Origin of the sequence: Ornithinibacillus salinisoli, assembly GCF_042684965.1 — a bacterium.
In the GTDB taxonomy this organism is placed as follows: Bacteria; Bacillota; Bacilli; order Bacillales; family Amphibacillaceae; genus Ornithinibacillus; species Ornithinibacillus salinisoli.
Map to the genome: position 1 here is coordinate 459,990 of NZ_JBHUMI010000016.1, position 12,841 is coordinate 472,830.

The following is a 12,841-nucleotide window of genomic DNA, read 5'->3' on the forward strand; positions in this document are numbered from 1 at the left end:
GAATCAATACTTACAAGGATTTGTAAGGAGGAAATTAAATGGGTTTAACGTATACGTTTAATGTTAAAGAAGATGTGCTTATTGTAAGGTTAGCCGGTGAATTGGATCACCATGAGTCAGAGAACTTGCGGGATAAATGGAAGGAAACGTTATATACGAATTCAGTAAAACACGTCATACTTAACTTGGAATCCGTTTCTTTTATGGATAGTTCAGGTTTAGGTGTTGTTCTTGGAAGATACAAGGAAGTTTTGCAATTGGGTGGAGAAATGGTAGTATGTTCTGTCCCACCAACAATCAAACGTTTGTTTGAAATGTCGGGGTTATTTAAGATCGTTCGTTTAGAGGAGAGCGAGGAATTTGCATTAGAAACGTTGGGGGTGGCTTCATGAAAAATGAAATGTTTATTGAGTTTTCAAGTGTAAGTCAAAATGAGTCGTTTGCGAGGGTGACTGTCGCAGCATTCGTTACACAACTTGATCCTACAATGGATGAACTGACTGAGATTAAAACCGTTGTGTCAGAAGCAGTAACGAATGCTGTCATCCACGGCTATAATAATGAGCCGGATCATAAAATTGAAATTTCATGTATATTGTACGAAGGAGAAATTGAGCTAACGATTAAAGATTATGGGATTGGGATTAAGGATATAAATGAAGCAAGACAACCATTATTTACATCCAAGCCAGATTTGGAAAGATCTGGAATGGGTTTTACGATCATCGAAAATTTTATGGATTCTGTTGAGGTTATATCTAAGCCGGACGAAGGAACGGTCGTTCGAATGAAGAAGCAGCTCACTAATAGCAAAACGGTTTATAATTAGGGGCCGCGCCTATGGACGTTAATGTGAAAAATAATAAGCAAAAAGAGTCCTTAACAGATGACCAAGTAAAAGATTATATAGCTAGAAGTCAACAAGGAGATAAACATGCTAGAGACATATTAGTTGAACGAAATATCCGTTTAGTTTGGTCTGTTGTTCAACGGTTCATGAATAGAGGATATGACCCAGATGATCTATTTCAAATCGGAAGTATTGGTTTGATAAAATCTATCGATAAATTTGATTTATCATATGATGTTCGATTCTCTACTTATGCTGTACCAATGATTATTGGAGAAATTCAACGATTCTTACGAGACGATGGTAGTGTAAAGGTAAGTAGATCACTAAAAGAAGTTGGTAATAAAATACGTAAAAAGAAAGATGAATTAACCAAACAGCATGGAAGGTCACCTACGGTAAATGAAATTGCGGACGCGCTAGAAATTAGCCCAGAAGAAGTAGTACATGCACAAGAAGCTGCTAAGGCACCTCATTCCATACATGAAACAGTATTTGAAAATGACGGGGATCCCATTACGCTTTTAGATCAAATTGCAGACCAAGATTCCAATTGGTTTGATAAACTGACATTACAAGAAGCAATAAGAGGGTTAAACGAGCGAGAACGGTTAATATTATATTTACGGTATTACAAAGATAAAACCCAATCAGAGGTTGCCGAAAGATTAGGTATCTCACAGGTGCAAGTTTCTCGTTTAGAAAAGAAAATACTATTTGAAATGAAAAATAAAATGGATCCATAAAAATCACCACTAATTGTGGTGGTTTTTTTATGATAATTATTCTCTTTTATACAAATACTATGTAGTATCGAACGAGAAAAGGTGGAATAATCTGTGGCTGACATTGTTTATTTAAGGATGAAAAAAAATCTTGAACTAGAAAAGATGCAAGAGCTTCAGTTAAAAGATATCGCCTTCATTATTACGCAAACAAAGCATAAAAAGGCATTGGAGAATATGAGGATCTATCGCATTACGGAAAAGGACCAAGATTTGGTTGTTATTGACAGTTTTTTAATTATTGAACATCTACATCGTTTATTCCCTGATATAGAAATTCAAATAGTTGGTCCAACACAGACAATTGTACGGATATACAAGCAAAGGAAATTACCTTCTACATTAATAATTAGCTTTGTATGGATCCTATTATTTATAGGAACTGCGATGACAATCATGAATTTTCATTATGATGTCAGTATGCAAGAAGTCCATCAAAAATTACATTTTTTATTAACAGGCAGAGAGAATAAGTTTCCATTATGGATTCAAATTCCTTATTCCATTGGCCTTGGTGTTGGGATGCTGCTATTTTTTAATCATTGGTTTAATAAACGATTTAATGAAGAGCCAAGTCCTCTTGAAGTTGAAATTTTTAACTACCAGCAAGCCCTAGATCATTACATTATTCATCATGAAAACAAGTTAAATGATACAGACTATTCTCGTTAATACGATACAAATTTTTATTGGATTTGCTGGGGGGCTTGCTGTAGGTAGTGGTTTTGTAGCTTTTTTAACAGTGTTAGGCATTATTCCTCGCTTAATTCAGTTAACCAAGGGAAATCGTTTAATTAAAGTGCTAATTGGTTGTGTTATTGGTGGCTCCATTTTTGGTACTTATTTATCATTTACCGATGTTTCCTGGAATCAACCGTTCGTTACACTATTAATTTGGGGAGTATTTCATGGCGTGTTTAATGGCATGCTAGCAGCTGCATTAACCGAAGTATTAAATGTATTCCCGATAATAACCAAACGAATAGGACTGGAGCGGCAATTATTATGGTTATTAATGGCTGTCGTTTTCGGTAAGATTGCTGGATCTTTGTTTCAATGGCTAATATTAGTAAGGTAAGACAGATTGCGATTACCAATTCATTGCCTCGTATAAATTGCACAAGGTATTAGGAGTGAGTAAACTTGAGTAAAAGTCCAATATCTCCGAAAATCAATGATAACTTAGCATATATGAAAGAAAGAGTTGGTGTCGGTACTTCATATGATGTTGGTTTTCGAGAAGTATTCTTATTAAAGAAAAGTATTCAGCTTTATTATCTCACAGGGTTAGTAGATAGTCTTATTGTTCAAGAGCTAATTAAAGAGCTTGTGAATATGAATGATCATGAGACAAATAAACGAAAAGTACCTGAAATCGTAGAAAACAGATTAATTCATCAACAAGTTGAAACGATTAAGTCCATGGATGATGCTGTAGATCAAATCCTATCAGGTTTAATCGTAGTATTTATTGATGGAGAGAAGTATGCGTTTGTTGTAGATACGCGTAGTTATCCTGGACGTACCCCGGAAGAGCCTGATACAGAACGCGTGGTTAGGGGATCTCGAGATGGATTTACAGAAAATATAGTAGAGAATACAGCACTCACCAGAAGAAGAATACGTGATACACGATTACGTCACGAAATGTTAAAGGTTGGAGAACGGTCGAAAACAGATGTTTGTGTTAGTTATATTAAGGATATCGCGGATCCAGGATTGGTTAAATTAATCAAAGATAAAATTGATAAGATAGAAATTGATGGAATATCGATGGCTGAAAAAACGTTGGAAGAATATATCGTTGGTCGCAATTGGAATCCATATCCGCTAGTGAGGTACACGGAAAGACCAGATGTGGCTGCAAGTCATTTATTAGAAGGTCATGTACTCATTCTAGTTGATACCTCCCCAAGTGTGATTATTCTACCAACAACATTTTTTCACCATGTGCAACACGCTGAGGAACATAGACAAGTTCCTATGGTTGGAACATTTATAAGATGGGCACGATTTCTAGCTATCTTTGCATCGCTATTTTTGTTACCTGTGTGGTTGCTATTTGTCATTGATCCTTCACTACTACCAAAGGCATTAACTTTTATTGGCCCTAATGATGTAGGAAATGTACCGATTGTTATGCAAATTGTTTTAGGGATAATTGGCATTGAATTTTTAAGGATGGCAGCAATTCATACGCCAACTGCATTATCAACTGCTATGGGCTTGATTGCTGCTGTGTTAATTGGACAAATTGCTATTGATGTCGGGATGTTCAGCCCAGAAGTAATTTTATATATATCCATCAGTGCGATTGGTTCGTACGTAACACCTAGCTATGAATTAAGCGTAGCAAATAAGATTGCAAATGTATTTTTAGTGCTATCAACTGCAATATTCGGTCTAATAGGGTTTTTAATAAGTTTTACGCTATTTATAGTCTATTTAGCCAATTTGCGTTCTATTCGCACACCTTACATGTGGCCGCTAATTCCATTTAATGCGACGGCGTTGCTACACATTCTGATACGAATTCCTGTACCAAGGACAAATAGCCGACCTAGTATAGTTCACCCTAAAAATAATTATCGTCAACCTGTAAAATAATCAAATTTATCATAAATATCAAATGTTGATCCCCGTAATGCCTTTACATTGCGGGGTTATTTCTTTCGTTTTTGTACCGATTATGATAAAGTATGTATTATTTAAACAACTTACGAAATTTACTATATGGAGGAAAATAGGAATGAAATTAGCGGGTCATCCTTTTCAAGTTAATAAGGAAGGACATCTAGTAATAGGTGGACTAGATACGGTTGGACTAGCAAAGAAATACGGAACACCTCTTTATGTATATGATGTTTCCATTATTCGCGAAAATTGCCGTGCATTTGTCAATACGTTTAAGGAACTAGGAGTTTCTGCGCAAGTGGCATATGCTAGTAAAGCATTTTCATCCATTGCTATCTTACAAGTAATGAAACAGGAAGGACTATCCATAGATGTTGTTTCTGAGGGAGAGCTGTATACAGCATTAAAGGCCGATTTTCCAACAGAAAAGATCCATTTACATGGGAATAACAAAAGTATTGACGAATTGACTTTAGCTATTGAAAATAATATTGGCTGTATTGTTATCGATAATTTCTATGAAATTGAGCTGTTGAACCGATTGTTAGATGAGCATGACAAAAATATGAATGTGTTATTAAGGGTAACTCCAGGTATTCAATCAAAGACTCACCAATATATTATGACCGGAAATGAAGATTCTAAGTTTGGGTTTAATTTAGCTAATGGACAGGCCGAAAAAGCCTTTACACAATTAGATAACCATGATCGTATACACTTTAAAGGGTTACATTGTCACATTGGTTCACAAATTTTTGAAACGGATAGCTTTACGAAAGCTGCTGAAATATTATTTGACGAACTAGCTAAATGGCATAGTGTGTATAATTACACTCCAGAAGTATTAAACTTCGGTGGTGGTTTTGGAATTAGATATACGAAAGAGGATTCTCCTTTACCATTAGCCCAATATGTAGATGAATTAGTATTAACGGTAAAAAAACATATTAGTCATTTACAATTCCCAATGCCCGAAATTTGGATCGAGCCGGGACGGTCAATTGTCGGGAATGCCGGAATTACACTTTACACTATAGGGTCAACAAAAGAAATTCCTGGAGTTCGAAACTATATTGCGGTTGATGGTGGTATGACGGATAATTTAAGACCTGCTTTGTATCAAGCAAAATATGAAGGTGTAATCGCAAATAGAGCTGATCAACCGAATACGACAGAAGTTTCTGTTGCTGGGAAGTGCTGTGAATCAGGAGATATGTTGATTTGGGATCTACCACTTCCAGAGGTAAATAATGGAGATATTTTGGCTGTTTTTTCTACTGGAGCATATGGATATTCCATGGCAAATAATTATAATCGCTTCTCTAAAGCTGCCGTGGTTTTTGTTGAGAATGGTCAGGATAAATTGATCATTAAACGAGAAACATATGATGATATCATTCGCAATGATCTATCATATGAGTAACGTAAACACATTTTATCAGCTTTGCATTTTTTTATTTACGTGATACCATGATATGTAAATAGTATTATAAGTTTAGATAGGAGATTTTGTGATGACTAAAAAAGGATATTTTGTAATGGAAGATGGAAATAAAATTGAATTTGAACTTTATCCAAATGAGGCACCGAATACGGTAGCTAATTTTGAAAATCTTGTAAATGAGAAGTTTTATGATGGTTTAACATTTCATAGAGTAATTGATGGTTTTGTTAGCCAAGGTGGGTGCCCAATTGGAAACGGGACAGGATCAGCTGGTTATACGATTAATTGTGAAACAGAAGGTAATCCACATAAACATGTCGAAGGTACATTATCTATGGCTCACGCAGGAAGAGATACAGGTAGTTGTCAATTTTTTATTGTACATGAGCCACAACCACATTTAAATGGTGTCCATACCGTTTTTGGACAAGTTACTTCGGGAATGGAACATGTGAAAGCCATGAAAAATGGCGATGTTATGAAGGAAGTTAACGTATTTTCAGAGTAGATTGTGTTGAGGTAAATTGATGGATATATACATTTTGTTATATTTATTTTTAATAGCTGGTCCATTAAGCACACTCATACATGAAGCTGGTCATTTGGTCGGTGCGAGTTTATTAAAAGCCGACCAAATAACTTTGTCGTTTGGATCTGGAAGAAAAATGTATTCCATTAATATGAACAAGGTTCATATATTTTTCCAACCAAGCCTTTTTATAAGTGGAGCAACTATGAGTGAACGAAATAGACCATATAATTCGGTAGAAGTTGCCTTTATCTCGCTATGTGGTCCACTATGTAATATCCTTTTCTTTACGATCTTCACTGTTTTATATCAATACTTTACAAACGATTATTTGTTTTTGCTAATTTTTTTAAATGGTTGGTTTGCTATCATAAACATCATTCCCTTTAAGGTAAAGGAAAAGGAATCGGATGGGTATATAGTTATGAAACAACTATTTAAAAAGAAGTTTTAGAGTATATGAATGTATGTTTTCAATTTAATTAGTTTATACTTACTAAGGATGATTATACTTGAATAAAAGAAATAAGAATCTCTTGTTATTTATTATTTTGGCGGTGCTAAGTATAATTTGGGGCTTTGTATATTGGTTTTGGTTTGTATTTTAATACGTATTTGACAAATCTGACATAATAGGGCATAAATATATATACAATCTCTTACAGTTGTATCGTAAGTAACTCGTACTACATAATATATTTATAGATAAGTTTTTTAATGAGGGATACCTATGTTGACACGTTATAAAAAAAATTTAGAGAAAATTGCAATGGGCTTACTATCTTTTATGCCTGAAGAAAAAGATGTGAAAAAATTGCAACAAACGATTAAAGAATATGAAACCAACCCGGATTGGCATCTTTATCTTTGGAAAGAAGATGATGTTTTAGGAGCAATTGGAGTTAGGTTAGAAGATGAAATCAATGCAATTATTCAGCATATATCAGTTAATCCATCCCATCGAAATTTGGGAATTGGCAAAAAAATGGTTAATGAAGTTACAAGATTATATGAAGATAAGTATTCCGTTTGTGCAGACGATATGACGGAACGTTTTTTTACAAAATGCGGAGATAACACCACAGATAAAGACAATGACTGATAAACAAAAACCAGCCCTACAAGGATAGGGCTGATTTTTGTTCTACTTTATGGCCATTTGTAATCGTAGCTACTTTATCTGACTATCTTATAACCAAGCAGCACCAACGATAATTAAAAGAATAAACAATACTACGATTAACGCAAAGCCTCCACCATAACCATAGCCTGCACCCATGATTAAATTCCTCCTTTTTCTTCTTCCGATAAATGTTTTATGATAACATTTATCTTACGTTAATAACTTATGTCAATAGTAATTATCGTGTATAGGCGTTTATGACAAATGAGACGTATTTTTTAAAATTTAATTGGGTATTTGAAAGGAAGACGACAATGAATCAAGCATATAAAGTTAAATTAGATACATTTGAAGGACCGCTTGATTTGTTATTGCATTTAATCAATCGTTATGAAATTGATATTTACGATATACCTGTAGCGCAAATAACGGAACAGTATATGCATTATATTCACACGATGCAGCGATTAGAATTAAATATTGCGAGTGAATATCTAGTGATGGCAGCAACACTACTAGCTATAAAAAGCCAAATGCTTTTACCGAAGCAAGAAATCACCGATGATACAGAGGAATACGTTGAAGATCCACGTGAAGAATTAATGCAACGGTTAATTGAGTACAGGAAGTATAAAGCTGCTGCTGAACAACTGAAAGAAAAAGAAGTCGACTCTAACCAAATATTCACTAGAGCCCCTTTAGCTTTCGACCCGAAAGAGTACACCAATGTGCCTATTGTACAACAAGGGGATGTATCGATATATGATATGTTAGGTGCATTAGGTAAAATGCTTGAACGAAAGAAATGGAAAGCTCCGTTAGAGACAAGTGTTCAACGTTCGGATATTCCGATTGAACAGAGAATGGAAGAAGTATTACAACTAGTTAAAAAGTCACGTGATGGTATTAGTTTCGACCAGATGTTTACAGATCGGACGCGATCACATGTTGTAGTTACCTTCATGGCTTTATTAGAATTAATGAAGAAGAATGAAGTAACTTGTAAACAAAAGAGTCATTTTGATTCATTATTTGTATATTATTTGGGGGATTAATGTTGGAAATGAAAGAACTTAAAGCTGTTTTAGAAGGGTTATTGTTTGCTAATGGGGATGAAGGTATTACTGTAAAACAATTATCAAACATTATGGATATCTCAACAGATTCAGTTGAGCATTTGTTGGAAGAGTTAAAATATGATTATGAACATGTTACACGTGGTATTATGATCATGAAGTCACATCAAGTGTATCATCTAACTACGAAACCGGAGCATAGTGAATATTTTAAAAAACTATTGGAAACTCCTCAAGCCAGCAGAATGTCTCAAGCTGCACTTGAAACGCTTGCAATTATTGCTTACAAGCAGCCAATAACAAGAACTGAAATTGAAGAAATTAGAGGCGTTAAAAGTGATCGACCAGTACAAACCTTAATTGCGAGGTCTTTGATTGAAGAAGTTGGTAGAAGAGAGGGTGCCGGTAGACCAATTTTATTCGGGACAAGTATAGACTTCTTAACTTACTTTGGATTAACTTCACTAGATGAACTCCCACCATTACAGGAAAATATGGATACGAATGAAATTGAGCAAGAAGCAGATTTATTTTTTGAGAGGTTTAATCAAATAGAAGAAGGTACAACAAAAGATTAATACATATGAAATAATGAAGATGAAAATCCGTATCACGTAAGAGTGATACGGATTTTTTTATGGTGGGTGGAAAATATTCATATCACAAGTAGACGAGCATAAAATATATTCAGATACATAAAAACAGTAGGAGGAAATAAAATGCGGTTTTTTGCAGTGCTTTTGATCACGCTATTAATCTTTACCCTGTCGTTTCCTATCATTGGACATGCAAGTCCGAGTGTATCTGCCAACAATGCTATTTTAATTGAAAAAGATACTGGTAGAGTACTATATGAAAAGCAGGCTCATGAAAAGAAATTGATTGCAAGTATAACGAAGATAATGACTGCCCTGATCGCAGTGGAATCTGGAAAGCTAAATGAAATGACAAGTGTCAGTAAACGAGCGGTGTACACGGAAGGATCCTCTATTTATTTAGAACAAGGTGAAAAAATTAAATTAGAAGATCTTGTTTATGGTTTAATGCTTCGTTCTGGTAATGATGCCGCAGTAGCGATAAGTGAACATGTAGGTGGGAGTGTCGAAGGGTTTGTACATGTAATGAACGATAAGGCAAAGTGGTTGGGAATGACTAATACAAATTTTGAAAACCCCCATGGTCTAGATGGGGAACATCATTATTCGACCGCATATGATATGGCACTGTTAATGCGCTATGCAATAAGTAATGAGAAGTTTCAAAAAATCACTGAGACAACAACTTATAAATCAGATAACAGAACATATAGTTGGAAAAATAAAAATAAGCTGCTCACGATGTTTTATGAATATTGTACGGGTGGTAAAACTGGATTCACTAAAGCTGCTGGAAGAACGTTAGTTTCTAGTGCGGAAAAAGATGGTATGGAACTAATTGCCGTTACTTTAGATGCCCCAGATGATTGGCGCGACCATATGAAACTATTTGATTGGGGATTTGAGAATTATAATATGGAATCAATCGCGTCGAAAGGGATGGTTGAGTATAATCTAAAAGACTCCGACGAGAGTGTCATAGGATATATTCAGTCAGATATATTGTTCCCTTTAACCAATACAGAAAAGGAACATTTGGACAAAAAAAACTTTCTTAGAAAAGATGCTATAAAAACTAATGAGGAAATTATCGGAAAGTCGATAATATATCTTAACACAGAGCCTATTACCGAAGTGCCTATATTTACTTTAGAAAAATTTAAAGAACCAAAAGAAGGGTTATTTAGTGATCTTATTTCAATCGTAAAAAATGTAGTTGGGTTGAGTTAATTATGGTAAATGTTATTTGGGCTTTTATGGCCATTATTGGAATCATTTATGCAATGATTAACGGTACGATGGATCGTGTAAACGAAGCTATTTTTGAAAGTGCCAATAGTGCGGTTACACTCTCTATTGGTCTAATCAGTGTGCTAGTATTTTGGCTAGGTATTATGAAGGTTGCTGAAAAAGCAGGAATTCTCCGTGCATTATCAAGATTATTTCGGCCGATCATTGTAAAGTTATTTCCTGACATTCCGAAAGACCATCCTGCAATAGGGTACATTTTATCCAATATAACTGCCAATATATTTGGATTAGGTAATGCAGCAACTCCGATGGGAATTAAAGCTATGGAACAAATGAAGAAGTTAAGCGGATCAGATACTGCCTCTAGATCCATGATTACATTTTTGGCGATGAATACTTCCAGTCTCACAATTATTCCTACTACTGTAATTGCTATCAGAATGCAATACAATTCATTATCACCAACAGAGATTGTTGGAACAACAATTATTGCAACAACTATTTCCACTATTAGTGCATTATTAATTGATCGTTTCTTTTACTATAAAAGTTTGTGGAGGAAATAATAATGGGTATAATTACAATGATCAGTACATGGATCATACCTTGCTTTATTTTATGTGTACTACTAATTGCAACCTGGAAAAAAATACCTGCTTATGAATTATTCGTTGAGGGAGGAAAAGAGGGTGTAAAGATGGCATTCTCTTTGCTTCCTTTTTTAGTAGGCATGATAGTCTCCATTTCGATTTTGCGAAGTTCTGGAGCTTTGGAGGCGTTCATTAACCTTAGCACCCCATTACTAGCTATCGTTGGAATACCACCTGATATTATTCCACTTGCATTAGTACGACCGATTTCAGGAACTGCCGCTCTTGGGATGACAACAGAATTAATAGAAACACATGGTCCCGACTCCTTTATGGGAAGATTAGCATCCACTATGCAAGGCAGTACAGATACAACATTATATATTATAACCATATATTTTGGGGCTGTAGGTATTAGAAAGATGGGTTATGCACTAAAGGTTGGACTATTGGCTGATTTAATTGGTATAATAGCATCGATAATAGTCGTTACAATTGTATTTGGATAAAAACAGTTAAGTAGCGTTAACATAAAGTTAACGCTATTATTGTGTAAGTAAATAATAAATAAAATAATAAAGGTTGAATGGTGATAATATGACAAATGCATTAGAAAGATTACAAAAAGTAATAGCACAAAGTGGTGTTACCTCTAGAAGAAAAGCAGAACAATTAATATTGGATGGAAAAGTAAAGGTAAATGATAAAGTAGTTACAGAGTTGGGGACGAAGGTTTCTTCCAATGACAAGATTGAAGTTAACGGTGTGCAGTTAGAAAAGGAATTACCTGTTTACTTTATGTTATACAAACCACGCGGTGTGATTTCCAGTGTTAGTGATGATAAGGGAAGGAAAGTTGTTACAGATTTTTTCCCGGAGGTAAGTGAACGTATTTTTCCAATAGGTAGACTAGATTACGATACATCCGGAATATTACTTCTAACTAATGATGGTGAATTTGCTAATTTGTTAATGCACCCGAAACACGGTGTAGAGAAGGTTTACATTGCAAAGATTAAAGGTATACCAAGTAAGGAAGATCTTCGAATGCTTTTAAAAGGAGTAAAAGATAAAAAGGATGTCCTAAAAGTAATTCGCTACAAAATAATCTCGACGGAGAAGAAAAAGAATACTATGATTTTAGAGCTAACACTTAAGGAAGGTAAAAATAGGCATGTTAGACGAATGATGGAACAAATAGGTTATCCTGTACTGAAGTTAAAGCGGGAACGATATGGTCTCCTAACCCCTGAAGGTATGCAACCAGGTGATTTTCGCCCACTCACACCAAAAGAAGTAAACCAAATGCGTAACAACGCTCAAAAATTGTAAAACAATAGACAAATTTTACACCATGCCTTAATGATATAATAGGGCGAGGAGTGATTTCATGAGTTTACAGCAAATGAAAGCAAACAAAAGAAATAAAAAACGAAGCCGCTTGATTTTTAGAACGGTTATTTTAGGTATCATGATCGTTGCTGTAGTATTTGCTGTTGTTTCTAATATAAACAAGGACAAGACCATTTATAAGGTTGGAGATCAGGCTCCAGATTTTAAACTACAGCAGATTAATAAAAATAATGAGTTAGAATCTGTACAATTGAGTGATTACAAAGGTAAAGGTGTCATGCTGAACTTCTGGGGGACATGGTGTGAACCATGTAAGGATGAAATGCCGTATATGGAACAACTCTATCCTGAATATAAAGAAAAAGGAGTAGAGATTGTTGCGGTTAGTTTAGATGCTACCGAATTAGTAGTTGATCGCTTTATTGATACATATAACCTAAGCTTTCCTGTTCCACATGATAAAAAGAACCAAGTAAGAGACGTATATAAAATTGGTCCAATACCTACCACTTACTTTATTAATTCGGAAGGTGAAATTGTGGAAAAAATAGAGGGGGCTTTATCTCTACAACGATTAGAAGGATATTTGAATGATATACAGCCTTAAGCA

At 34.8% G+C, this 12,841-nt stretch carries 18 protein-coding genes; 17 read left to right on the plus strand and 1 reads right to left on the minus strand.

What is annotated here, in order from left to right:
• The first annotated feature begins 38 nt into the window (after positions 1–38).
• The 10 genes from spoIIAA to ACFSTA_RS13035 all read left to right on the plus strand — a co-directional run bounded on the left by spoIIAA (position 39) and on the right by ACFSTA_RS13035 (position 7,344).
• Complete coding sequence (gene spoIIAA / locus ACFSTA_RS12990; RefSeq protein WP_377557150.1) at positions 39–392, plus strand: anti-sigma F factor antagonist; 354 nt, start codon at positions 39–41, stop codon at positions 390–392.
• Positions 389–829 (plus strand): anti-sigma F factor, encoded by a 441-nt coding sequence (gene spoIIAB / locus ACFSTA_RS12995; RefSeq protein WP_377557152.1) that lies wholly within the window; start codon positions 389–391, stop codon positions 827–829. The genes spoIIAA and spoIIAB overlap by 4 nt, the downstream gene beginning before the upstream one ends.
• 11 nt (positions 830–840) lie before the next feature.
• Positions 841–1,596 carry an RNA polymerase sporulation sigma factor SigF gene (gene sigF, locus ACFSTA_RS13000; RefSeq protein WP_377557153.1) on the plus strand — a complete coding sequence of 252 codons (756 nt, stop codon included), beginning with the start codon at positions 841–843 and terminating at the stop codon, positions 1,594–1,596.
• 93 nt (positions 1,597–1,689) lie between these two features.
• Entirely contained in the window at positions 1,690–2,307 is a 618-nt protein-coding gene (locus ACFSTA_RS13005; protein ID WP_377557154.1) for a stage V sporulation protein AA, read from the plus strand.
• Positions 2,285–2,713: a stage V sporulation protein AB gene (locus ACFSTA_RS13010; RefSeq protein ID WP_377557155.1), complete on the plus strand. Its 429-nt coding sequence runs from the start codon at positions 2,285–2,287 to the stop codon at positions 2,711–2,713. Before ACFSTA_RS13005 ends, ACFSTA_RS13010 begins: the two co-directional genes overlap by 23 nt.
• A gap of 113 nt (positions 2,714–2,826) precedes the next feature.
• A complete protein-coding gene (locus ACFSTA_RS13015) occupies positions 2,827–4,242 on the plus strand; it encodes a spore germination protein (protein WP_377557382.1) in 1,416 nt (471 codons plus the stop codon).
• A gap of 142 nt (positions 4,243–4,384) precedes the next feature.
• Positions 4,385–5,692 (plus strand): diaminopimelate decarboxylase, encoded by a 1,308-nt coding sequence (gene lysA, locus ACFSTA_RS13020; protein ID WP_377557156.1) that lies wholly within the window; start codon positions 4,385–4,387, stop codon positions 5,690–5,692.
• A 91-nt stretch (positions 5,693–5,783) separates the two neighbouring features.
• Complete coding sequence (locus ACFSTA_RS13025) at positions 5,784–6,221, plus strand: peptidylprolyl isomerase (protein ID WP_377557157.1); 438 nt, start codon at positions 5,784–5,786, stop codon at positions 6,219–6,221.
• 19 nt (positions 6,222–6,240) lie between these two features.
• On the plus strand, positions 6,241–6,696 hold the full coding sequence (locus ACFSTA_RS13030; protein WP_377557158.1) for a hypothetical protein: 456 nt from the start codon (positions 6,241–6,243) through the stop codon (positions 6,694–6,696).
• 276 nt (positions 6,697–6,972) lie between these two features.
• On the plus strand, positions 6,973–7,344 hold the full coding sequence (locus ACFSTA_RS13035) for a GNAT family N-acetyltransferase (protein WP_377557159.1): 372 nt from the start codon (positions 6,973–6,975) through the stop codon (positions 7,342–7,344).
• Positions 7,345–7,431: 87 nt separating this feature from the next.
• On the opposite strand, the gene ACFSTA_RS13040 is transcribed toward ACFSTA_RS13035, so the two are convergent.
• A complete protein-coding gene (locus tag ACFSTA_RS13040) occupies positions 7,432–7,521 on the minus strand; it encodes a YjcZ family sporulation protein (protein WP_075209110.1) in 90 nt (29 codons plus the stop codon).
• A 158-nt stretch (positions 7,522–7,679) separates the two neighbouring features.
• Between ACFSTA_RS13040 and ACFSTA_RS13045 the strand changes: the two genes are divergently transcribed.
• From ACFSTA_RS13045 to resA, 7 genes are all read left to right on the plus strand, one after another.
• Complete coding sequence (locus ACFSTA_RS13045) at positions 7,680–8,420, plus strand: segregation/condensation protein A (RefSeq protein WP_377557160.1); 741 nt, start codon at positions 7,680–7,682, stop codon at positions 8,418–8,420.
• Between the two features lie 2 nt (positions 8,421–8,422).
• Positions 8,423–9,019, plus strand: coding sequence for an SMC-Scp complex subunit ScpB (scpB, locus tag ACFSTA_RS13050; RefSeq protein ID WP_377557161.1), 597 nt, complete (start codon positions 8,423–8,425; stop codon positions 9,017–9,019).
• Between the two features lie 141 nt (positions 9,020–9,160).
• Positions 9,161–10,267 carry a D-alanyl-D-alanine carboxypeptidase family protein gene (locus tag ACFSTA_RS13055; protein ID WP_377557162.1) on the plus strand — a complete coding sequence of 369 codons (1,107 nt, stop codon included), beginning with the start codon at positions 9,161–9,163 and terminating at the stop codon, positions 10,265–10,267.
• Positions 10,268–10,269: 2 nt separating this feature from the next.
• Positions 10,270–10,854 carry a nucleoside recognition domain-containing protein gene (locus ACFSTA_RS13060; RefSeq protein ID WP_377557163.1) on the plus strand — a complete coding sequence of 195 codons (585 nt, stop codon included), beginning with the start codon at positions 10,270–10,272 and terminating at the stop codon, positions 10,852–10,854.
• Positions 10,855–10,856: 2 nt separating this feature from the next.
• Positions 10,857–11,387: a spore maturation protein gene (locus tag ACFSTA_RS13065; RefSeq protein ID WP_377557164.1), complete on the plus strand. Its 531-nt coding sequence runs from the start codon at positions 10,857–10,859 to the stop codon at positions 11,385–11,387.
• 88 nt (positions 11,388–11,475) lie between these two features.
• On the plus strand, positions 11,476–12,210 hold the full coding sequence (locus ACFSTA_RS13070) for a pseudouridine synthase (protein ID WP_377557165.1): 735 nt from the start codon (positions 11,476–11,478) through the stop codon (positions 12,208–12,210).
• A gap of 58 nt (positions 12,211–12,268) precedes the next feature.
• The gene (gene resA, locus ACFSTA_RS13075) at positions 12,269–12,838 is read left to right on the plus strand and encodes a thiol-disulfide oxidoreductase ResA (RefSeq protein ID WP_377557166.1); all 570 of its coding nucleotides are present in this window, start codon (positions 12,269–12,271) and stop codon (positions 12,836–12,838) included.
• Positions 12,839–12,841: the final 3 nt, after the last annotated feature.

Bases quoted from the DNA above. Each gene is read 5' to 3' on its own strand.
- spoIIAA (WP_377557150.1), top strand. From the start codon at position 39: ATGGGTTTAACGTATACGTTTAATGTTAAAGAAGATGTGCTTATTGTA.
- spoIIAB (WP_377557152.1), top strand. From the start codon at position 389: ATGAAAAATGAAATGTTTATTGAGTTTTCAAGTGTAAGTCAAAATGAG.
- sigF (WP_377557153.1), top strand. From the start codon at position 841: ATGGACGTTAATGTGAAAAATAATAAGCAAAAAGAGTCCTTAACAGAT.
- ACFSTA_RS13010 (WP_377557155.1), top strand. From the start codon at position 2,285: ATGATACAGACTATTCTCGTTAATACGATACAAATTTTTATTGGATTT.
- ACFSTA_RS13015 (WP_377557382.1), top strand. From the start codon at position 2,827: ATGAAAGAAAGAGTTGGTGTCGGTACTTCATATGATGTTGGTTTTCGA.
- lysA (WP_377557156.1), top strand. From the start codon at position 4,385: ATGAAATTAGCGGGTCATCCTTTTCAAGTTAATAAGGAAGGACATCTA.
- ACFSTA_RS13025 (WP_377557157.1), top strand. From the start codon at position 5,784: ATGACTAAAAAAGGATATTTTGTAATGGAAGATGGAAATAAAATTGAA.
- ACFSTA_RS13030 (WP_377557158.1), top strand. From the start codon at position 6,241: ATGGATATATACATTTTGTTATATTTATTTTTAATAGCTGGTCCATTA.
- ACFSTA_RS13035 (WP_377557159.1), top strand. From the start codon at position 6,973: ATGTTGACACGTTATAAAAAAAATTTAGAGAAAATTGCAATGGGCTTA.
- ACFSTA_RS13040 (WP_075209110.1), bottom strand. From the start codon at position 7,521: ATGGGTGCAGGCTATGGTTATGGTGGAGGCTTTGCGTTAATCGTAGTA.
- ACFSTA_RS13045 (WP_377557160.1), top strand. From the start codon at position 7,680: ATGAATCAAGCATATAAAGTTAAATTAGATACATTTGAAGGACCGCTT.
- ACFSTA_RS13055 (WP_377557162.1), top strand. From the start codon at position 9,161: ATGCGGTTTTTTGCAGTGCTTTTGATCACGCTATTAATCTTTACCCTG.
- ACFSTA_RS13060 (WP_377557163.1), top strand. From the start codon at position 10,270: ATGGTAAATGTTATTTGGGCTTTTATGGCCATTATTGGAATCATTTAT.
- ACFSTA_RS13065 (WP_377557164.1), top strand. From the start codon at position 10,857: ATGGGTATAATTACAATGATCAGTACATGGATCATACCTTGCTTTATT.
- ACFSTA_RS13070 (WP_377557165.1), top strand. From the start codon at position 11,476: ATGACAAATGCATTAGAAAGATTACAAAAAGTAATAGCACAAAGTGGT.
- resA (WP_377557166.1), top strand. From the start codon at position 12,269: ATGAGTTTACAGCAAATGAAAGCAAACAAAAGAAATAAAAAACGAAGC.